Origin of the sequence: Serratia proteamaculans (genome assembly GCF_949794035.1) — a bacterium.
GTDB lineage: Bacteria > Pseudomonadota > Gammaproteobacteria > Enterobacterales > Enterobacteriaceae > Serratia > Serratia proteamaculans.
In genome coordinates, this window is record NZ_OX461105.1 from 249,483 (window position 1) to 269,284 (window position 19,802).

Consider the following 19,802-nt stretch of genomic DNA (forward strand, 5'->3'; position numbering starts at 1 on the left):
GAGCTCAGGAAACAGAGTGAAAAATGGCGATGCATTTTGTCGACTAGACTAGGGGCATCTGAGACGTTCATATCGACTGCTCACTTTGTTTTTGTGACTTAAATCACAAAAGTTATGTAGATTGCAGTCTGTTTCTTTATTCATAGTGATGGTTGTCACGAAAATGAGTGACAATTTTCAGTAGAGTACTTTTTTGTTCCTCCCAATAAACATGATCTATGAGGAGTCTCGTATGTCCCAATCTGACGTTTTTCATCTCGGCCTCACTAAAAAAGATTTACAAGGGGCCCAGCTTGCCATCGTTCCAGGCGATCCACAGCGCGTAGAGAAAATTGCCAAGCTGATGGAAAATCCGGTGCATCTGGCTTCCCATCGTGAATTTACCTCCTGGCGCGCAGAACTGGACGGCAAAGCCGTGATCGTCTGCTCTACCGGTATCGGCGGCCCGTCTACCTCAATCGCGGTTGAAGAACTGGCGCAATTGGGTATCCGTACCTTCCTGCGTATCGGCACCACCGGTGCGATCCAGTCGAACATCAACGTTGGTGATGTCCTGGTCACTACCGCAGCGGTTCGCCTCGACGGTGCCAGCCTGCACTTCGCACCGATGGAGTTCCCGGCCGTGGCCGACTTTGCCTGTACTACGGCACTGGTCGAAGCCGCCAAGGCTGCCGGCGCCACCACGCACATTGGCGTGACCGCGTCTTCCGATACCTTCTATCCGGGCCAGGAGCGTTATGATACCTACTCCGGTCGCGTCGTCAGCCGCTTCAAAGGCTCGATGGAAGAATGGCAGTCGATGGGCGTGATGAACTATGAAATGGAATCTGCCACGCTGTTGACCATGTGCGCCAGCCAGGGCCTGCGTGCCGGTATGGTTGCCGGTGTGATTGTTAACCGCACCCAGCAGGAAATCCCGAACGCAGAAACCATGAAAAACACCGAAAGCAAAGCGGTGCAGATCGTGGTTGATGCGGCGCGTCGCCTGCTGTAATTACCCCGCAGTTCAACGGGTCGCCGACGCGGCCCGTTTCTCCATTCAACCGTAATCTGTTACGGTTAACCTCATCAGCGCCATCTTTATGGCCACCTCTATGACCCGTTGAGCCCGGCTTTGCTGCTGCTCTCTGGTTGCGTTTTTTCAGACAATCACCACGAGGACGTCTATGACCGCCCAGATCTTGCTTCATCCCTCATTGGCGCCGCTTGATGGCGGCATTAACTTTCGCGATCTCGGCGGCAACAGCGTCGCCGACGGCCGCCGTATCAAGCGTGGCCTGCTGTTCCGCTCCGGCTCGCTGGAACGTCTGACGGAAAACGACTGCACCTTCCTGGCCGGTGTGCCGGTACGCTCGGTGCTGGATTACCGGGACCCTGATGAAGTTCAGGCCAAGCCAGACATCCTGTGGCGCGGTGCCGATTACCATCATTTTCCGGCCAATCCGTTGAGCAATGAGGTGAATGCCAATCTGGAAAAACTGACCAGCGATACGCTGGCCGGTTTCGACGCACAGGCGTTTATGCTGGAGCTTTACCGTCGGCTGCCTTTCGGCAATGCGGCATACAAACAGTTGGCCCAATTGCTGAGCAACGTCGATAACGGTGCCATCGTCCAGCACTGTGCGGTGGGCAAGGATCGCACCGGCGTCGGATCGGCGCTGGTGTTGTTTGCGCTGGGGGCTGATGAAGCGACGGTGGTAGAAGATTACCTGCTGACCGAAACCACGCTGGCGACCTTCCGCGAGCAGATGCTGGATCAACTGTCGATTCGCCTCAACGCCTCTGCATTGGGGCAGTTTGCCTACGTGCTCAGTGCTCGCGAAGAGTTCCTGATGACCGCACTGAGCTGCATCCGTGACCAATATGGTTCTACCGATCGCTGGCTGGAGGCTGAGTACGGCCTGGGCCAACACCAGCGTGAAGCGTTGCAGGCATTCTACCTCGAGTAAACCGCGCAGGTGTTTAGCCGGGGTTTAACCGACCCCGGCCGACATTGCGTATTCTTGGGGCCATAAATCCCGCATCAGGAGCCTATATTGAGCCTCAATGACATTATCCACTGGGTCAGCGAAACCGTGCGTCAGCACGAAGGCTGGGCTATCCCGATTATCTTCTTCCTGGCGTTCGGTGAATCACTGGCATTTCTGTCGCTGTTGTTACCGGCCACGGTGATCTTGCTGGCGCTGGGAGCGTTGATTGGTGAAAGCGGCATTGCATTTTGGCCGATCTGGGCCGCCGCTGCCGCAGGGGCATTCTTCGGCGACTGGCTTTCTTACTGGATTGGCTACCACTATCAAGATCGTGTGGCGCACATGTGGCCGTTATCGCGTAATCCGCAATTGTTGACGCGTGGCCATGCGTTCTTTGAACGTTGGGGCGTACTGGGTATTTTCATCGGCCGCTTCTTCGGCCCGTTGCGTGCTGTGGTACCGCTGGTCGGTGGCATTTGCGGCATGCCCCAGCGTTATTTTCAGGTGGCGAATATCACTTCGGCGATGATCTGGGCGTTCGGCATTCTCGCGCCGGGGGCGTTTGGCATCAAGTGGTTAAGCCAGTGGTTTGGCTAGTTCTGGTCTGACTTGCGTAGCGTTTCGCAATTTTGCGCCGTTGGGGCAAAAACAGACTGGACATCCATACAGCATCCCCTTAACGTGACGGGCAACAGGCGCATAAAACGCCGGAACGGTCAGGTGTAACAGGAGGCAGGGTGGATACCAGTTTGGTTTACGGTATGGGCGGGGTGGCAATCGGCCTGCTGCTGGGGTGGCTAATCGCCAGCCTGCGGGTGCAGCAGACACATGCACAGCATGAAACCGAGCTACGGCTGTTGGAACAATCACTGCAACAGACGCAGCAGGAAATTGCGGCCCGACAAGAAACGCTACAGCGTAATGAACAGCAAATGCGGCAGAGCGATTTGGAACTGCGCAATTTGCACAGCCAGTTGGCGGCCGGACATGAAAAACTGCAACAGCTCGATCACTGGCGTAACGAATGTGAGTTGCTGAATCAGGAGCTGCGGGCCCAGCGTGAGGTTAACAGCGCGCAAGAGGCCGAGCTGCGGGAGGTGACTATTCGCCTGGAAGAAACCCGCATGGCGGCAGAAGAGAAGCAGCGTCTGCTGATCAACAGCGAACAGCGCCTCACTACCCAGTTTGAAAATTTGGCCAACCGCATTTTTGAACACAGCGGGCGGAAGGTTGACGAGCAGAATAAGCAAAGTCTGGATCGCCTGTTGTTGCCGCTGCGCGAGCAACTGGACGGTTTCCGCCGTCAGGTGCAGGACAGTTTTGGTCAGGAAGCTCGCGAGCGCCATACGCTGACCCACGAAATACGTAATCTGCAGCAGCTCAATGCACAAATGGCGCGCGAAGCGATTAACCTCACCAAGGCCCTGAAAGGGGACAATAAAACGCAGGGTAACTGGGGTGAGGTGGTGTTAAGCCGGGTGCTGGAGGCCTCAGGCCTGCGCGAAGGGCATGAATACGAAACCCAGGTCAATGTGCGGCTGGACCATCAGAGCCGTATGCAACCCGACGTTATCGTTCGTCTGCCGCAGGGCAAGGACGTGGTCATCGACGCGAAAATGTCGCTGGTGGCCTACGAACGTTACTTCAACAGTGAAGATGAAGCCGAGCGCGAGGCGGCGCTGAGTGAGCATATTGGCTCGCTGCGCGGCCATATCCGCCTGCTGGGGCGCAAGGATTACCAGCAGTTGCCAGGCCTGCGTTCGCTTGATTACGTGTTGATGTTTATTCCGGTCGAGCCGGCTTTCCTGTTGGCCATCGACCGTGAGCCGGAGCTGATCAGCGAGGCACTCAAGCACAATATCATGCTGGTCAGCCCGACCACCTTGCTGGTGGCGCTGCGCACCATTACCAACCTGTGGCGCTATGAGCATCAGAGTCAGAATGCTCAGCGCATTGCCGACAGAGCGGCGCGGTTGTATGACAAAATGCGGCTGTTTGTTGACGATATGTCGGCACTGGGGCAGAGCCTGGATAAGGCTCAGGGGAGTTATCGTCAGGCGATGAACAAACTGAGTGAAGGCCGTGGTAATCTTATCGGCCAGACCGAGGGGTTCCGTGCGTTGGGGGTTGAGGTGAAAAGGCCGATCAACCCGCTGCTGGCTCAACAGGCCAGTGCGCAGCATGATGATGAATTCGAGGCGGCGGGCGACGATGAAGTTGGCGCGCTGCCGGAGGCGGAAGACGACGACTCCGCAGAGGAACCCCGCTCCGCATCGCAGGCATGACAGCCGCTGCGAGGTGGGGTATTCCGTGGGGTTCTGGTACACTCATCCACACTAAATTGACTGAATAGCAGGCAGGACAATGGCAGATCAACCGCAGGAAACCACTGACTTTGGTTTTCGCACCGTAGCTCGAGACGAGAAGCAGGCCATGGTGGCAGACGTTTTTCATTCGGTAGCTGCAAAGTATGACGTGATGAACGACCTGATGTCGTTTGGCATCCACCGTGTCTGGAAGCGTTTTACCATTGACTGCAGCGGCGTACGCCGTGGGCAGCGGGTGTTGGATCTGGCCGGGGGTACCGGTGACCTGGCCGCCAAGTTCTCCCGCATGGTCGGTGAGCAGGGGCAGGTGGTACTGGCGGACATTAATGATTCGATGCTGAAGATGGGGCGCGAGAAGCTGCGCGATCGCGGCATTATCGGCAACATCAGTTACGTGCAGGCCAACGCCGAAGCGCTGCCGTTCCCGGATAACTATTTTGACTGCATCACCATTTCATTCGGCCTGCGCAACGTCACCGACAAAGACAAAGCGCTGCGTTCCATGTTCCGCGTGCTGAAGCCGGGTGGTCGTTTGCTGGTGCTGGAGTTCTCCAAGCCGCTGCTGGCACCGCTGAGAAAAGCCTATGACGCTTATTCTTTCCATGTGCTGCCGAAAATCGGCGAGCTGGTGGTGAAGGATCCGGAAAGCTACCGTTATCTGGCCGAGTCGATCCGCATGCATCCCGATCAGGAAACCCTGAAGGGCATGATGGGGGCCGCCGGTTTTGACAACGTGACCTATTTTAACCTGACCGGCGGTATTGTAGCCCTGCATCGCGGCTTCAAGTTCTGATATGGATATGCCGATGCTGTTAACCCCGTTGTTAACCGGCGTGCTGGAAACATCGCTCAACAGCCTGCTGTTCCGCGATCGCAGCATGAAGGCTGCCCGTCTGCGCCTGGCGGGTAAGGTATTGCGTATTGAGTTGCAGGAGCTTGCTTCACCGCTGGTGCTGATCTTCAGTGAGCAACGCGTCGATGTCCTTGGCCAGTCTGACGATACCGCCGACTGCACGGTGCGCAGCCGCATTTCGGTGCTGCTGAAGCTGCGAGATCGCCAACAACTCTCGCCATTGATGCGCAGCGGTGAGCTGATTGTCGAAGGTGATATTCAGGTGGTTCAGCAACTGGTTGGGCTGCTCGATCTGGCGGAGTGGGATCCGGCTGAATGGCTGGCCCCCTACATCGGCGATATTGCCGCGCAGGGCGTCACGCAGGTGCTCGGTAAAGGTGCGAACCTGCTGAAGACCGGCTTCCAGCGGCAACAGCATTATGTGGCGGAAACGCTGACGGAAGAGTGGCGTGTGGCGCCAGGCCCACTGGAAGTGGTGTGGTTCAACGAGGAAGTTGACGCCACCGTTCGTAACCTTGAAACGCTGATTGCTCGCATGGACAAGTTGGAGGGTAAACGATGACCCCTGGCGAACTACGCCGCCTGTATTTGATCGTCCGCGTTTTTCTCAGCTATGGCCTGGATGAACTTATCCCCCAGATGCGTTTGACGTTGCCGCTGCGATTTGGCCGCCGTCTGCTGTTCTGGATGCCAAACCGCCATGCGGATAAACCTCTGGGTGAACGTCTGCGTTTGGCTCTGCAGGAACTGGGACCGGTATGGATTAAGTTTGGCCAGATGATGTCCACTCGTCGCGACCTGTTCCCACCACAGATCGCCGATCAACTGACGCTGCTGCAGGACCGGGTTGCACCGTTCGACGGGGCACTGGCGCGCAAGCATATTGAGTTGGCGATGGGTGGCCCGCTGGAAACCTGGTTTGATGATTTTGACCAACAGGCGCTGGCCTCGGCATCGATAGCCCAGGTTCATACCGCCCGACTAAAAACGACCGGGCAGGAAGTGGTGCTCAAGGTGATTCGGCCCGATATCCGGCCGATCATCAAGGCTGACGTTCGCCTGATGTACCGTTTGGCAGCCTGGGTGCCAAAGCTGATGCCGGATGGCCGCCGTCTGCGTCCGCGCGAAGTGGTGCGCGAATATGAAAAGACCTTGCTGGACGAGTTGAACCTGCTGCGTGAAGCGGCCAACGCCATCCAGCTGCGCCGCAATTTCGACGGTAGCCCGATGCTGTATGTGCCGGAGGTTTACTCCGATTACTGCCGCGAAAGCGTGCTGGTGATGGAGCGCATCTACGGGATCCCGGTTTCGGATATCCCGACGTTGGAAAAGCAGGGCACCAACATGAAACTGTTGGCCGAACGCGGGGTACAGGTGTTCTTTACCCAGGTATTCCGTGACAGCTTCTTCCATGCGGACATGCATCCCGGTAATATTTTTGTCAGTTATGAGCATCCTGAAGATCCCTGCTATATCGGCATCGACTGCGGTATTGTCGGCTCGCTGAACAAAGACGATAAACGCTATCTGGCGGAAAACTTTATCGCTTTCTTCAATCGTGATTACCGCAAGGTCGCGGAGCTGCACGTTGATTCTGGCTGGGTGCCACGTGATACCAATGTGGAGGATTTCGAGTTCGCTATCCGCACCGTGTGCGAACCGATCTTCGAGAAGCCCCTGTCGGAAATTTCGTTTGGCAACGTGCTGTTGAACCTGTTCAATACTGCACGCCGGTTCAATATGGAAGTCCAGCCCCAACTGGTGTTATTGCAGAAGACCTTGCTGTATGTTGAAGGTCTGGGGCGGCAGCTCTATCCACAGTTGGATTTGTGGACCACCGCCAAGCCGTTCCTGGAAAGTTGGATGCGCGATCAGGTCGGTATACCGGCGGTGATCCGCGCACTGAAAGAAAAAGCGCCGTTTTGGGCCGAGAAACTGCCCGAACTGCCTGAATTATTTTACGATAGCTTGCAGCAGCATAAACTGTTGCAACAAAGCGTTGATAAGCTGACCAATCAGATGCAGGCCCAGCGCGTCCGTCAGGGACAATCGCGTTATTTGTTCGGCGTTGGCGCTACACTATTGGTAAGCGGTACGATTTTGCTGCTGGGGGAGGTTGAAGTGTTCCCAGCATGGCTGATAGCGGCCGGCATCGTATCCTGGGTGATTGGCTGGAAGCGAACCACCTGAATTGATTCGAAACTCTGGTAAAATCTGCCGTATAATGCGGCGGATTTTGAGAAAACCCTGTAAAAATAGAGGTAATTGCAATGGGCGGTATTAGTATTACGCAATTGTTGATCATCGCAGTGATCGTGGTGCTGCTGTTTGGTACCAAAAAGCTCCGTACTTTGGGCTCTGATCTCGGTGCATCAATCAAGGGCTTCAAAAAGGCGATCGGTGACGAAAATACACCACCGACCAACACAGCTGAGAAAAGCAGCCTGGACGACGCTGACTTCACGGCCAAGCCTATTACCGATAAGCAGCCGGAAGTGAAAACGGAAGAGTCGAAGAACAAAGAGCAGGTATAAACCGTGTTTGACATTGGGTTTAGTGAACTGCTGCTGGTTCTGGTTATCGGCCTGGTGGTACTCGGGCCGGAACGGTTGCCGGTAGCGGTAAGAACAGTTTCGGGCTGGATCCGCGCGCTGCGATCGCTTGCGGCTTCGGTGCAGAACGAACTTTCTCAGGAGCTGAAGCTGCAGGAATTGCAGGACAGCCTGAAAAAGGTAGAGAAGGCGGGCATGCAGAATTTGTCGCCGGAGCTGAAGGCGTCAATGGATGAGCTGAAAGACGCGGCGGAATCGCTGAAACGTTCTTATCAGGGCGACAGTGACATCAAAACCGAACCTGCGCACACCATCCATAACCCTCTGGTCACCGATCCTGAAGCCATTCATGACGGCGTGACGCCGGCAGAAGCCGCGGCCGTGGCATCGTCCCCGGCTGCCGTGCCGGAGCCGGTGGTTTCAGTAACGCCGCCGGTTGCACAACCCGTGGTCGAGCCGGTTAAACAACTGGCCGCTTCGGCTGCTCAGGCGACCCCAGAACCTGTTGTGGATAAAACCCCAGCGTCTCACCAACCTAGTGGCGATCGTTAAAACATGGCTGTTGAAGATACCCAACCCCTTATCAGTCATCTGATAGAACTGCGTAAGCGGTTGTTAAACTCGATTATCAGCATACTGGCGATCTTCCTGGTGCTGGTTTTTTTCGCCAATGACATTTATCAACTGGTGTCAGCGCCGCTGATCAAGCAGTTGCCCGCCGGGGCGAGCATGATTGCCACCGACGTGGCTTCACCCTTCTTTACCCCAATCAAGTTGACCATGATCGTCTCGGTGTTTGTTTCTGCGCCGGTGATCCTGTACCAGGTCTGGTCATTTATTGCACCGGCGTTATACAAGCATGAACGCCGCCTGATGATGCCTTTGCTGGTTTCCAGCAGCCTGCTGTTTTATCTCGGCATGGCATTTGCCTACTTTATCGTGTTCCCGCTGGCGTTCGGCTTTTTTGCCAAGACCGCACCGGCGGGGGTGATGATAGCGACCGATATTAATAACTATCTCGATTTCGTCATGGCGCTGTTTATGGCGTTTGGCGTGGCGTTCGAGGTGCCGGTTGCCATTATTCTGCTGTGCTGGAGTGGCGTCACTTCACCGGAAGACCTGAAAAAGAAACGGCCTTACGTGTTGGTCGGGGCATTTGTGGTTGGCATGCTGTTGACCCCGCCGGATGTGTTCTCGCAGACGCTGCTGGCGATCCCTATGTATCTGCTGTTTGAAGTGGGCGTGTTCTTTGCCCGTTTCTATACCGGCAAGCGTCGTTCGCAACCGGAAGAAGAAGACGAGGGTGACGAACCCCCGGCCGTTTAAAAATTAGTATGTCGCAAGCCGCCCGATGGGCGGCTTTTGCTTTGGAAAAACCATGTTTGATATCGGCGTCAATCTCACCAGTTCACAGTTTGCCAAAGACCGCCCTGCGGTAGTAGATCGTGCCCGCGCCGCCGGCGTGAAAGGATTGCTGATTACCGGCACCGACCTGCAGGAAAGTCTGGCAGCCAGTGAACTGGCGCAACAACATGCGGGTTTTTGTTGGTCTACCGCCGGGGTGCATCCGCACCATGCCAGCAGTTGGGACGATAGAGTCGCCGACCAACTCCGTGAGTTGGCCTCCCTGCCGCAGGTCGCGGCGATTGGCGAATGTGGACTGGATTTCAACCGTAATTTTTCTACTCCAGAGCAGCAGGAAGTGGCCTTCAGCGCACAATTGGCGCTGGCGGCAGAGTTGGCGATGCCGGTTTTTCTTCATTGCCGTGATGCACACGCACGTTTTGCCGCGCTGCTGGCGCCGTGGTTGGATAAACTGCCCGCGGCCGTGGTGCACTGTTTTACCGGCACCGCCGAAGAATTAGAAAGCTGCCTGTCGCTAGGCCTGTTTGTGGGGATTACCGGGTGGGTCTGTGATGAGCGGCGTGGCCTGGAATTGCGTGCGTTGTTGCCGCATATTCCGGCGGATCGTCTGTTGCTGGAAACCGACGCCCCCTATCTGTTGCCCCGGGATTTACATCCGAAACCTGCATCTCGCCGCAACGAACCCTGTTTTTTGCCTCATATCGTCCGGCAAGTGGCCGCCTGGCGACAAGAAGACCCCGAATGGCTGGGGCAGAAAACCGATGAGAACGCCCGCCGGTTATTCCGGCTGGAATGAGTTAGGAGAAAACTATGAGCTATGCATTTCCGGGTACCTTCCCAGGTCGCCGTATGCGCCGCGTGCGCCGTCATGATTTCAGTCGTCGTCTGGTGGCGGAGAACCAACTGACGGTTAACGACCTGATCTATCCGGTATTTGTTATGGAAGGCAGTAACCGTCAGGAAGCGGTGTCATCCATGCCTGGTGTATCGCGCATGAGCATCGATCTGCTGGTTAAAGAAGCAGAAGCCATCGCCAAACTGGGCGTGCCGGTGATCTCCCTGTTCCCGGTGATTGAGTCTGGCCTGAAGTCACTGCACGCAGAAGAAGCCTATAACCCGGACGGTTTGGTGCAGCGTACGGTACGCGCGTTGAAAGACGCGGTGCCTGAGCTGGGTATTCTGACGGATGTGGCGCTTGACCCGTACACCACCCACGGTCAGGATGGCATCATTGACGAGCAGGGTTATGTCATTAACGACATCACCAAAGAGATCCTGGTGCGTCAGGCACTGTCCCATGCCGAAGCCGGGGCAGAAATCGTGGCGCCAAGCGACATGATGGATGGCCGCATCGGTGCGATCCGCGATCAACTGGAGCATCAGGGCCTGATTAATACTCAGATCATGGCTTACTCTGCCAAATATGCGTCCTGCTACTATGGCCCGTTCCGTGATGCGCTCGGTTCCAGCGGCAATCTGAAAGGCGGCAACAAGAAAACCTACCAGATGGACCCAGCCAACAGCGACGAAGCCCTGCAGGAAATTGCGCAGGACTTGCAGGAAGGCGCGGATATGGTGATGGTGAAGCCAGGCATGCCGTATCTGGACGTGGTGCGTCGGGTAAAAGACACCTTCGGTGTGCCGACTTTCGCCTACCAGGTTTCCGGTGAATATGCGATGCACATGGCGGCGATTCAGAACGGTTGGTTGCAGGAACAGCCGGCGGTGATGGAGTCGTTGATGTGCTTCAAGCGTGCCGGTGCCGATGGTGTGCTGACCTACTTCGCCAAGCGGGTCGCTCAGTGGATGCATGACGAAGCCATGCAGCGCTAAGCTGTCTGTCTCCAATAATAAAGGCGCCTAGGCGCCTTTTTGCATTACAGTTTTTGGAACTGTCGATTATCCACGCTTTGACTGACCTGTTTGTTGATCAGATTCAGCAACAGCATTGAGCGTGCTTCACCATCCGGCTCGGTGTAAATCGCCTGCAGGCCTTCAAACATACCGTCGACGATCAACACGCTGTCTCCCGGTTGCGGCGTTTCCGGATCGAAGTAGGTTTCGCAGGTATGCGTCTGCAACTCTTCAATCACCTTCTGTGGGATGGTGGTCGGCGTCGAACCAAAGCGCACGAAGTGGCTGACACCACGTGTTGCGCTGATGGTGGTGGTATGGATACGCTCCGGATCAAATTCCACAAACAGATAGTTGGGGAACAAAGGTTCGCTGACCGCGATGCGTTTACCACGCACGATCTTTTCCAGCGTAATGATCGGGCTCAGGCAGTTCACTTCCTGCCGTTCCAAATGTTCTTGCGCCCGTAAAAGTTGGCCGCGTTTGCAATACAGTAGATACCAGGATTCCATAATTTCACATGCCTTTCTGTCAGCCGGTAAGCATATCAAAAGCCATTACGGATACATAGTGATGCAAGTTTCAGCATGTAACAGCCGCTATCTGTATGAATCGTTGGCAATTAGCGAGGGGTCACACACTTATCCGCACGGCTTGGGTATAACAGAGGGCTGAAAATTTGCTACCGTCGCAGTATGCCTTGAGGCGCTGTCGCCTGATGTGACGGTATTCATCGTTTTTGATTGAGGGGGAGAAATGGAGTTATTTCTGTTGAGCAACGGCAAGCTGTCCGGTGAGAGTGAACTGCTGGGCTATGCCAAGAACCACCTGTTGGCGATGATCGCGCGTCGCGGTATTACGTCCGCCGTTTTCATCCCATATGCCATGATCCGCAGTGATTACGATCAGCGCGCGCAGGATCTGGCACAAACTTTAGGCATCAAGGTCACCAGTATTCACCATGCCGAGTCTCCTGCCGCGGCGATTGAACAGGCGGAATGTATTTTGGTCAGCGGCGGCAATACCTGGATGCTGAACCAGATGCTGCATGAGAAGGGCCTGATCGTCCCGATCCAGCGAGCCGTTGGTGAACGCAGCATTCCCTATGTTGGCTGGAGCGCCGGGTGTAACGTGGCCACGCCGAGCATTCGTACCACCAATGACATGCCGGTGCGCAACAGCGTCGTGTTGCCGGCGTTGAGCCTGTTCCCGGTACAAATTAACCCGCATTACATTGACGCCCATATCAGTGGCCACATGGGTGAAACCCGTGATGAGCGCCTGGCGGAGTTCTGTGCAGTCAATCCGAGCGAATCTGTGGTGGCGCTGCGCGAAGGCAGCCTGTTGCACGTTGAGGGCAATGATCTGCGTTATTTCAGTGCCAGAGACCAGGGCTTCAAGGTGTTCCGCCACGGCGTGGAGACCCAGGAGTATCAGGATACGCAGGCATTAAGCCCGCTGGTGCCGTTCACGTGCCACTGAGTGCCGGTGAGGTCTTTACCGGTGTTTAACAAAAGTGCAGCAACAACCGTGAAGAGGGCCTATAATGCCCTTCTCACTGGCCGTTATAATGATCAGCATGAAATACCGTGACTTACGCGATTTCCTCTCGTTGCTGGAAAAGAGAGGCGAACTAAAACGCATTAGCCAGCCGATTGATCCCTATCTGGAAATGACAGAAATTGCCGATCGTACTTTACGTGCGGGCGGCCCGGCGTTGCTGTTCGAAAACCCTAAAGGGTACGACATGCCGGTGCTGTGCAATCTGTTCGGTACTCCCGGTCGGGTAGCGCTGGGGATGGGCCAGGAGGATGTCAGCTCGTTGCGCGAGGTCGGCAAGTTGCTGGCGTTCCTTAAAGAGCCGGAGCCGCCAAAGGGCTTTCGCGATCTGTTCGATAAACTGCCGAAGTTCAAGCAAGTGTTGAACATGCCGACCAAGGTGTTGGGTTCAGCACCTTGTCAGGAGCAGGTATGGCAGGGGGATGATGTCGATCTCAGCCGTATCCCGGTGATGCACTGCTGGCCGGAAGATGCCGCACCGCTGATCACCTGGGGCCTGACCGTGACCCGCGGGCCGCAAAAAGAGCGACAGAACCTGGGCATTTATCGCCAACAGGTGCTGAACAAGAATAAAGTCATCATGCGTTGGCTGTCGCACCGCGGCGGCGCGTTGGATTACCAGGAATGGTGCCAGGCGCATCCCGGTGAGCGTTTCCCGGTTGCGGTTGCGCTGGGCGCAGATCCCGCCACCATTCTCGGCGCGGTAACACCGGTGCCGGATACCCTGTCTGAATATGCCTTTGCCGGGCTGCTGCGCGGCAACAAAACCGAAGTGGTCAAGTGCATCTCCTGCGATCTGGAAGTGCCCGCCAGTGCGGAAATCGTATTGGAAGGCTATATCGAGCCGGGTGAAATGGCGCCTGAAGGTCCGTATGGCGATCACACCGGTTACTACAACGAAATAGACCACTTCCCGGTATTCACCATCACCCATATCACCCAGCGTCGTGATGCCATTTATCACTCGACCTACACTGGTCGTCCGCCGGATGAACCGGCGGTGTTGGGCGTGGCGCTGAATGAAGTCTTCGTTCCTATCCTGCAAAAGCAGTTCCCGGAAATTGTTGATTTCTATCTGCCGCCTGAGGGTTGCTCTTATCGTCTGGCGGTGGTGACTATCAAGAAACAGTATGCCGGTCATGCCAAACGCGTAATGATGGGTGTCTGGTCGTTCCTGCGTCAGTTTATGTACACCAAGTTTGTTATCGTCTGTGACGATGACGTCAACGCACGCGACTGGAATGATGTGATTTGGGCGATCACCACCCGAATGGATCCGGCAAGGGATACCGTTTTGGTGGAGAATACGCCGATCGATTATTTGGACTTCGCCTCACCGGTTTCCGGTTTGGGATCGAAGATGGGGCTGGATGCCACCAATAAATGGCCGGGTGAAACCCAGCGCGAATGGGGCCGTCCGATTCAGATGGATGAAAAGGTGCGTGCGCGCGTCGATGACATCTGGGATGAGCTCGCAATTTTCAGTGACAGAGAACCGACGCTGTAGCGCCAGGCTTTGTTCTCAGTTTTGCATTGATGACCCGACAGAGGGAACGCATGACAATATTGAGCTGTAAAGTGACCTCCGTAGAGGCCATTACCGATACGGTTTATCGGGTACGTTTGGTGCCTGAGGCACCGTTTTCTTTCAAGGCAGGGCAGTATCTGATGGTGGTGATGGATGAGCGCGACAAGCGTCCGTTCTCACTGGCATCGATTCCGACAGACAAGGATTACATTGAGCTGCATATTGGCGCTTCGGAGCTGAATCTGTACGCCATGGCGGTGATGGATCGTATTCTGAAAGAGCAGGCTATTACCGTTGATATTCCGCACGGTGACGCCTGGCTGCGTGAAGAAGGCAGCCGTCCGCTGGTGTTGATCGCCGGCGGTACGGGCTTCTCCTACGCGCGCTCGATTCTGTTGGCCGCACTGGAACAGCAGCCGGATCGCGATATCTCTATCTACTGGGGCGGGCGTGAGCTGAAGCACCTGTATGATCTGAGTGAACTGGAAGCCTTGTCGTTGCAGCACCCGAATCTGAAAGTGATCCCGGTGGTTGAACAGCCGGAAGAAGAGTGGCGTGGCCGTAGTGGCACGGTGCTCAGCGCGGTGTTGCAGGACTTCGGCACGCTGGCAGAACACGACATTTATATTGCCGGCCGTTTCGAGATGGCAAAAATCGCTCGCGAACGTTTCTGTGCCGAACGTGGCGCACTGGAAGCGCATATGTTTGGCGACGCCTTCTCGTTTATCTGAGGCGCGAAGCGGTATCAAACGGGGTGGCCAATGGCTGCCCCTTTTTATTGGGGGCGTCAGCGGATTTCAGGCATAAAAAAACCCGCCCCTGACAGGCGGGAAGTACGGCAACTAAACTTGGCGGGATGCTGCGGTTTTAAGTGTTGACGCAGGCATCCCAAATAGACACAGCTAAACGCGTTCGAAGACGGTGGCAATCCCCTGACCCAGACCGATGCACATGGTCGCCAGACCAAACTGCACGTCACGGCGTTCCATATTGTTCAGCAGGGTGGTAGAGATACGTGAACCCGAGCAGCCTAATGGATGGCCCAGAGCAATGGCGCCACCGTTCAGGTTGATTTTGTCGTCAATGCTGTCCAACAGCCCCAGATCCTTGATGCACGGCAGTGACTGGGCGGCAAAGGCTTCATTCAGTTCAAACAGATCGATGTCCTGCACGCTCAGTCCGGCGCGTTTCAACGCCAACTTGCTGGCAGGTACCGGGCCATAACCCATGATGGACGGGTCGCAACCGACCACCGCCATCGAACGAATGCGGGCTCGGGCTTTCAGGCCCAGCGCTTTGGCTCGTGACTCACTCATCAACAGCATGGCGGAAGCACCGTCAGACAAGGCCGAAGAGGTGCCGGCGGTGACGGTACCGTTGACCGGGTCGAATGCCGGACGCAGTGCCGCAAGGCTGGCGACGGTAGTTTCCGGGCGGATCACTTCGTCGAAGTCATAGCGGGTCAGCACCCCGTCGGCGTCATGGCCGGTGGTTGGGATGATTTCATTCTTGAAATAGCCGGCCAGAGTGGCGGCATGCGCGCGTTGGTGCGAGCGTGCTGCGAACTCATCCTGCATCTGGCGGCTGATATTGTGCATCTTGGCCAGCATTTCGGCGGTCAGGCCCATCATACCAGCGGCTTTTGCCACGCTGCGGCTCAGACCCGGGTGGAAATCCACGCCGTGATTCATCGGCACGTGGCCCATATGCTCTACGCCACCAATCAGGCTGACGTGTGCATCGCCGACCATAATGGCGCGTGCGGCATCGTGCAGCGCCTGCATGGAGGAACCGCACAGTCGGTTGACGGTGACCGCAGGAACGCTATGCGGGATCTCGGCCAACAGGGAAGCGTTACGGGCGATGTTAAAGCCCTGCTCCAGCGTTTGCTGCACGCAACCCCAGTAGATGTCGTCAATTTCGGCGGCATCCAGCGCCGAATTACGGCTCAGTACGGCGCGCATCAGGTGAGCGGAAAGATCTTCAGCACGTACCTGGCGGAAGGCACCGCCCTTGGATCGGCCCATCGGCGTGCGTACGGCATCAACAATAACTACGTTTTCCATCTTTATGACCTCATGCCGGTTGGCCAGTGGAGACATCGGACAGCGGGGCTGCCACCGGGTAGTAGCTTTCATTATGTTCGGCTTTGGCGCGCAGGCCGGCAGGCACCTGATACAGGGCACCAAGATGCGCATAACGCTGGGCCAGCTCAACATAATTGGCGGTGCCAAGCGTATCCAGGTAGCGGAACGCCCCGCCGTGGAACGGAGGGAAACCGATGCCGTAGACCAGCGCCATATCGGCTTCGGCCGGGCTGGCAATAATGTTTTCTTCCAGGCAGCGCACCACTTCGTTAATCATCGGGATCATCATGCGGGCGATAATTTCTTCGTCGCTGATGGTCTGACGCGGTTGGCTGACTTCGGCCAGCAGCACATCGGTCTGCTCATCGTTGTCTTTACGCGGCTTGCCTTTGTTGTCCTGACTGTAACGATAGAAGCCCTGCTGGTTTTTCTGGCCAAAACGCTGGTTATCGAACATCACGTCGATAGCGTCGCGGTAATCTTTCCCCATACGCTCCGGGAAACCGGCCGCCATCACCGCCTGAGCGTGATGTGCGGTATCAATCCCCACGACGTCGAGCAGATAAGCTGGGCCCATTGGCCAGCCAAACTGTTTTTCCATCACTTTGTCGATCTGGCGGAAGTCTGCACCGTCGCGCAGCAGCATGCTGAAACCGGCAAAATACGGGAACAACACGCGGTTGACGAAGAACCCTGGGCAATCGTTAACCACAATTGGCGTTTTGCCCATACGGCTGGCATAGGCCACCACGGCGGCGATGGTGCTGTCGCTGGTCTGCTCACCGCGGATAATTTCCACCAGTGGCATACGGTGTACCGGGTTAAAGAAGTGCATACCGCAGAAATTCTGTGGGCGCTTCAGCGATTTTGCCAGGTGATTAATCGGAATGGTCGAGGTATTGGACGCCAGCACGGTATCTTCACCGATCAGGCCTTCCACTTCGGACAGTACTGCTGCCTTAATCTTTGGATTCTCGACCACGGCTTCGACGATCACCTGTGCGCGTTCGATACCGGCATAATCCAACGTCGGTTGAATGGTCGACAGCACCTGGGCCATCTTCATACCATCCAGCTTGCCACGTTCCAACTGCTTGTTCAGCAGTTTGGCGGCTTCATTCATACCGAGCGTCAGGGACTTGTCGCTGATGTCTTTCATGATCACCGGCACGCCTTTGAGCGCGGACTGGTAGGCGATACCGCCACCCATGATACCGGCCCCCAACACTGCAGCCTGCTTCGGTGCTTCGATACCTTTTGCCAGCTTCTTCGCCTGACCCTTCACAAACTGGTCATTAAGGAAGATACCGACTAATGCGCGGGCCTCTTTGGAACGGGCCAATGGCACAAAGCTGGCGGTTTCCAGTTTAAGAGCTTCATCCCGGCCCAGCCTGGCGGCGGCCTCAATGGTTTTAACTGCGGTCATTGGCGCCGGATAATGTTTGCCGGCGGTTTGCAGCACCATGCCTTTGGCGGTGGTGAAGCTCATGGCCGCTTCGATTGGGCTGAGTTTCAACGGCTCGAGCTTGGGTTGGCGATAAGCGCGCCAGTCCAGTTTGCCCTCAATGGCCTGTTGCAGCATTTTCAGCGCAGCTTCCACCAATTTTTCCGGTGCAACGACCGCATCCACCAGGCCGACCTTCAGCGCGTCTTTGGCGCTGACGTCTTTACCGGCGGCGATGATTTCCAGTGCGCTGTCATTACCCAGCAGGCGGGGCAGACGAACCGAACCGCCGAAGCCCGGCATAATGCCCAGTTTGGTTTCCGGCAGGCCGATGCGCGCATCTGGTGATGCGACACGGAAGTCGGTTGCCAGAATGCATTCACAGCCGCCGCCGAGCGCATAGCCATTAATGGCCGAAATGGTCGGTACCGGCAGATCTTCCAGCCGGTTAAAGATCGCATTGGCGAAGGTCAGCCACTGCTGCAGCTTTTCAGCCGGGGCAGCGAACAGCGAAAGGAATTCGGTGATGTCGGCGCCGACAATAAAGGCGGCCTTGGTGGAACGCAGCAGCAAGCCTTTCAGCTCGGTCTGCTTTTCCAGCACCGCGAGCGCTTCGCCCAGGCTGGCAACGGTGCGGGTATCCAGCTTGTTGACCGAGCCTGGGGCATTGAACACCAGCTCGGCGATGCCGTTGTCGAGCCAATGTAGTTGTAATGTTTCGCCTTGGTAGAGCATGTCTATCTCCTGAATCAGCGTTTGATCTGGTATGACCAGATGATGAGGAGTGTGGTTTTTATGTTAACAATATGCAAATGAGAGATTGCATTTTTGCTGGTCTGATCACATGGCGTTGGGTTAGTGTTTTGATTTAAAACGAAGTTATATTTTATGCTTTATGGTGATTTGTCGGCGTGTGAAAGCCCTATTACTCTTGCCAGAGCAGAGCGCTGCCCACGCAGAGGTGTGAAATGAGTAAAGCGGTATGTGTAAAACACAGCGGTTTCTGGAGTATTCCCGCCAGAACCATGACGTTGGCTTGCCTGCTGGTGTTTATGGCTCAGATGGCGACGACGGTGTATTTACCTTCATTACCGACGGTGATGCAGGAACTGGGAATGACGCGCCGCGCCACCGAGCTTTCGATATCGATATTCGTGATAGGTGCCGCCCTGCCGGTATTGTTCTGGGGGGCGGCAGCCGATCGTTTTGGCCGTCGCCTGCCGCTGACATTGTCTCTGGCGCTGTTTATCAGTTGCAGTGCGCTGCTGGCGTTTTGCAGTAACGGTACTCAATTATTGATGCTGCGGGCGCTGCAGGGGGTGGCCGCCGGCGGTGCTGCGATCATCGCGCGAATTATTGTTCGTGATAACTGGAGTGGCGATGAGCTGGCAAGGCGTCTCTCGGTTCTGTCGATAGCCTTTATCGCCGCGTTGGGCGGTGGGCAATTTGTCGGCGGGCTGCTTAGCCAGTACTCACACTGGCAAATGGGTTTTGTCCTGATGGGGCTGACCGGGTTGGCGATCCTGCTATTAATGGTGACGCTGCCACTGGAAGCGGGTCGCACCCTGGGCCAGCGCCCGGCCATGGTGGCAACCTATTGGCTTATTCTGCGTCGACCGGGATTCTTCTGGCCGGCGATTGTCGGCGGATTGGGGTTTGCTACCACGGTCACCTTGCAGGAAGTGAGCCCGTTTATCATGCAGCAGGGGTTTGGCCTCAACGTTACCGCCTTTGGGGCGCTGGGGCTGGTGATCGGCGTGGCTTACTTTACCGGGGCAATGGCAGTAAACCGGACGGTGGCACGTATTGGTGGTAAGCGGCTGATGCAGGCGGGGACGAGTATCGTCGCCGTCACCACCATCGCGATCATGCTGCTGTGGTGGAGCGGTACGCTGGTGGGGCTTTCCGGTATGACAGTTTTCATCGCGCTGTATTGCCTGACGATTTTTGGTCAGGCGGTACTGTTCCCCAACAGCATGGCGATGGCGGTGAGCGATGCCAAAGAACAGGGTGCCTATGCTATGGCGCTGTGTGGTTTTCTGCAGCAGTGTCTGGCGGGTATTGCCGCTGCCGGTGCGGTTTTGCTCGAACATCACGGTCTGTGGGCAGCCGTGATTGCATTGCTTGGCCTGATCGCCTGGCTAATTGTTAAGCTACGGATGTAACGACGTTTACAGTGATTTGCGAACCGCTCCGCATGCCAGAGCTGATGGGGTTGGTGCACCTGAACGGTGTGCTAAGATGACTCATTCCGTTCTAATG

The 19,802-nt window shown here is 56.1% G+C and carries 19 protein-coding genes; 16 read left to right on the forward strand and 3 right to left on the reverse strand.

Annotation, left to right across the window (positions count from 1 at the left end; all coding sequences use genetic code 11):
- Window positions 1-232 precede the first annotated feature (232 nt).
- The 12 genes from udp (at window position 233) to hemB (ending at window position 10,900) form a co-directional block, all read left to right on the forward strand.
- On the forward strand, window positions 233-994 hold the full coding sequence (gene udp / locus QOT07_RS01120) for a uridine phosphorylase (RefSeq protein WP_085116533.1): 762 nt from the start codon (window positions 233-235) through the stop codon (window positions 992-994).
- A gap of 172 nt (window positions 995-1,166) precedes the next feature.
- The gene (locus QOT07_RS01125; RefSeq protein ID WP_099065479.1) at window positions 1,167-1,949 is read left to right on the forward strand and encodes a tyrosine-protein phosphatase; all 783 of its coding nucleotides are present in this window, start codon (window positions 1,167-1,169) and stop codon (window positions 1,947-1,949) included.
- Between the two features lie 87 nt (window positions 1,950-2,036).
- Window positions 2,037-2,567, forward strand: coding sequence for a DedA family protein (locus QOT07_RS01130; protein ID WP_085116535.1), 531 nt, complete (start codon window positions 2,037-2,039; stop codon window positions 2,565-2,567).
- 140 nt (window positions 2,568-2,707) lie between these two features.
- Window positions 2,708-4,255 (forward strand): DNA recombination protein RmuC, encoded by a 1,548-nt coding sequence (gene rmuC / locus QOT07_RS01135; protein ID WP_261123613.1) that lies wholly within the window; start codon window positions 2,708-2,710, stop codon window positions 4,253-4,255.
- A 79-nt stretch (window positions 4,256-4,334) separates the two neighbouring features.
- The gene (gene ubiE, locus QOT07_RS01140; protein WP_085116537.1) at window positions 4,335-5,090 is read left to right on the forward strand and encodes a bifunctional demethylmenaquinone methyltransferase/2-methoxy-6-polyprenyl-1,4-benzoquinol methylase UbiE; all 756 of its coding nucleotides are present in this window, start codon (window positions 4,335-4,337) and stop codon (window positions 5,088-5,090) included.
- A gap of 13 nt (window positions 5,091-5,103) precedes the next feature.
- Window positions 5,104-5,712 carry a ubiquinone biosynthesis protein UbiJ gene (gene ubiJ, locus QOT07_RS01145; RefSeq protein WP_099065477.1) on the forward strand — a complete coding sequence of 203 codons (609 nt, stop codon included), beginning with the start codon at window positions 5,104-5,106 and terminating at the stop codon, window positions 5,710-5,712.
- Window positions 5,709-7,340 carry a ubiquinone biosynthesis regulatory protein kinase UbiB gene (gene ubiB, locus QOT07_RS01150; protein WP_207978518.1) on the forward strand — a complete coding sequence of 544 codons (1,632 nt, stop codon included), beginning with the start codon at window positions 5,709-5,711 and terminating at the stop codon, window positions 7,338-7,340. Before ubiJ ends, ubiB begins: the two co-directional genes overlap by 4 nt.
- Before the next feature lie 80 nt (window positions 7,341-7,420).
- The gene (gene tatA / locus QOT07_RS01155; protein WP_085116539.1) at window positions 7,421-7,684 is read left to right on the forward strand and encodes a Sec-independent protein translocase subunit TatA; all 264 of its coding nucleotides are present in this window, start codon (window positions 7,421-7,423) and stop codon (window positions 7,682-7,684) included.
- Window positions 7,685-7,687: 3 nt separating this feature from the next.
- Complete coding sequence (gene tatB, locus QOT07_RS01160; protein WP_261123611.1) at window positions 7,688-8,254, forward strand: Sec-independent protein translocase protein TatB; 567 nt, start codon at window positions 7,688-7,690, stop codon at window positions 8,252-8,254.
- A gap of 3 nt (window positions 8,255-8,257) precedes the next feature.
- Window positions 8,258-9,028: a Sec-independent protein translocase subunit TatC gene (tatC, locus tag QOT07_RS01165; protein WP_099065474.1), complete on the forward strand. Its 771-nt coding sequence runs from the start codon at window positions 8,258-8,260 to the stop codon at window positions 9,026-9,028.
- Between the two features lie 52 nt (window positions 9,029-9,080).
- Window positions 9,081-9,863 carry a 3'-5' ssDNA/RNA exonuclease TatD gene (gene tatD, locus QOT07_RS01170; protein ID WP_283602432.1) on the forward strand — a complete coding sequence of 261 codons (783 nt, stop codon included), beginning with the start codon at window positions 9,081-9,083 and terminating at the stop codon, window positions 9,861-9,863.
- A gap of 14 nt (window positions 9,864-9,877) precedes the next feature.
- Window positions 9,878-10,900 (forward strand): porphobilinogen synthase, encoded by a 1,023-nt coding sequence (gene hemB, locus QOT07_RS01175; RefSeq protein WP_099065472.1) that lies wholly within the window; start codon window positions 9,878-9,880, stop codon window positions 10,898-10,900.
- A 44-nt stretch (window positions 10,901-10,944) separates the two neighbouring features.
- Here hemB and rfaH read toward each other — a convergent pair whose 3' ends face one another.
- Complete coding sequence (gene rfaH / locus QOT07_RS01180) at window positions 10,945-11,433, reverse strand: transcription/translation regulatory transformer protein RfaH (RefSeq protein WP_099065471.1); 489 nt, start codon at window positions 11,431-11,433, stop codon at window positions 10,945-10,947.
- 244 nt (window positions 11,434-11,677) lie between these two features.
- Here rfaH and pepE point away from each other — a divergent pair, with 244 nt between their 5' ends.
- The 3 genes from pepE (at window position 11,678) to fre (ending at window position 14,740) form a co-directional block, all read left to right on the forward strand.
- Window positions 11,678-12,403, forward strand: a complete 726-nt coding sequence (gene pepE / locus QOT07_RS01185) for a dipeptidase PepE (protein WP_219015131.1) — start codon at window positions 11,678-11,680, stop codon at window positions 12,401-12,403.
- A gap of 88 nt (window positions 12,404-12,491) precedes the next feature.
- A complete protein-coding gene (gene ubiD / locus QOT07_RS01190; RefSeq protein ID WP_283602433.1) occupies window positions 12,492-13,988 on the forward strand; it encodes a 4-hydroxy-3-polyprenylbenzoate decarboxylase in 1,497 nt (498 codons plus the stop codon).
- Between the two features lie 50 nt (window positions 13,989-14,038).
- The gene (fre, locus tag QOT07_RS01195) at window positions 14,039-14,740 is read left to right on the forward strand and encodes an NAD(P)H-flavin reductase (RefSeq protein ID WP_085116546.1); all 702 of its coding nucleotides are present in this window, start codon (window positions 14,039-14,041) and stop codon (window positions 14,738-14,740) included.
- A gap of 171 nt (window positions 14,741-14,911) precedes the next feature.
- Here fre and fadA read toward each other — a convergent pair whose 3' ends face one another.
- A complete protein-coding gene (gene fadA / locus QOT07_RS01200) occupies window positions 14,912-16,075 on the reverse strand; it encodes an acetyl-CoA C-acyltransferase FadA (RefSeq protein WP_261463642.1) in 1,164 nt (387 codons plus the stop codon).
- A gap of 10 nt (window positions 16,076-16,085) precedes the next feature.
- Window positions 16,086-18,275 carry a fatty acid oxidation complex subunit alpha FadB gene (fadB, locus tag QOT07_RS01205; RefSeq protein WP_283602434.1) on the reverse strand — a complete coding sequence of 730 codons (2,190 nt, stop codon included), beginning with the start codon at window positions 18,273-18,275 and terminating at the stop codon, window positions 16,086-16,088.
- A gap of 233 nt (window positions 18,276-18,508) precedes the next feature.
- Here fadB and QOT07_RS01210 point away from each other — a divergent pair, with 233 nt between their 5' ends.
- Complete coding sequence (locus tag QOT07_RS01210) at window positions 18,509-19,705, forward strand: MFS transporter (RefSeq protein WP_283602435.1); 1,197 nt, start codon at window positions 18,509-18,511, stop codon at window positions 19,703-19,705.
- Window positions 19,706-19,802: the final 97 nt, after the last annotated feature.

Bases quoted from the DNA above. Each gene is read 5' to 3' on its own strand.
- udp (WP_085116533.1), top strand. From the start codon at position 233: ATGTCCCAATCTGACGTTTTTCATCTCGGCCTCACTAAAAAAGATTTA.
- QOT07_RS01125 (WP_099065479.1), top strand. From the start codon at position 1,167: ATGACCGCCCAGATCTTGCTTCATCCCTCATTGGCGCCGCTTGATGGC.
- ubiE (WP_085116537.1), top strand. From the start codon at position 4,335: ATGGCAGATCAACCGCAGGAAACCACTGACTTTGGTTTTCGCACCGTA.
- ubiJ (WP_099065477.1), top strand. From the start codon at position 5,104: ATGCTGTTAACCCCGTTGTTAACCGGCGTGCTGGAAACATCGCTCAAC.
- ubiB (WP_207978518.1), top strand. From the start codon at position 5,709: ATGACCCCTGGCGAACTACGCCGCCTGTATTTGATCGTCCGCGTTTTT.
- tatA (WP_085116539.1), top strand. From the start codon at position 7,421: ATGGGCGGTATTAGTATTACGCAATTGTTGATCATCGCAGTGATCGTG.
- tatC (WP_099065474.1), top strand. From the start codon at position 8,258: ATGGCTGTTGAAGATACCCAACCCCTTATCAGTCATCTGATAGAACTG.
- tatD (WP_283602432.1), top strand. From the start codon at position 9,081: ATGTTTGATATCGGCGTCAATCTCACCAGTTCACAGTTTGCCAAAGAC.
- hemB (WP_099065472.1), top strand. From the start codon at position 9,878: ATGAGCTATGCATTTCCGGGTACCTTCCCAGGTCGCCGTATGCGCCGC.
- rfaH (WP_099065471.1), bottom strand. From the start codon at position 11,433: ATGGAATCCTGGTATCTACTGTATTGCAAACGCGGCCAACTTTTACGG.
- pepE (WP_219015131.1), top strand. From the start codon at position 11,678: ATGGAGTTATTTCTGTTGAGCAACGGCAAGCTGTCCGGTGAGAGTGAA.
- ubiD (WP_283602433.1), top strand. From the start codon at position 12,492: ATGATCAGCATGAAATACCGTGACTTACGCGATTTCCTCTCGTTGCTG.
- fre (WP_085116546.1), top strand. From the start codon at position 14,039: ATGACAATATTGAGCTGTAAAGTGACCTCCGTAGAGGCCATTACCGAT.
- fadA (WP_261463642.1), bottom strand. From the start codon at position 16,075: ATGGAAAACGTAGTTATTGTTGATGCCGTACGCACGCCGATGGGCCGA.
- fadB (WP_283602434.1), bottom strand. From the start codon at position 18,275: ATGCTCTACCAAGGCGAAACATTACAACTACATTGGCTCGACAACGGC.
- QOT07_RS01210 (WP_283602435.1), top strand. From the start codon at position 18,509: ATGAGTAAAGCGGTATGTGTAAAACACAGCGGTTTCTGGAGTATTCCC.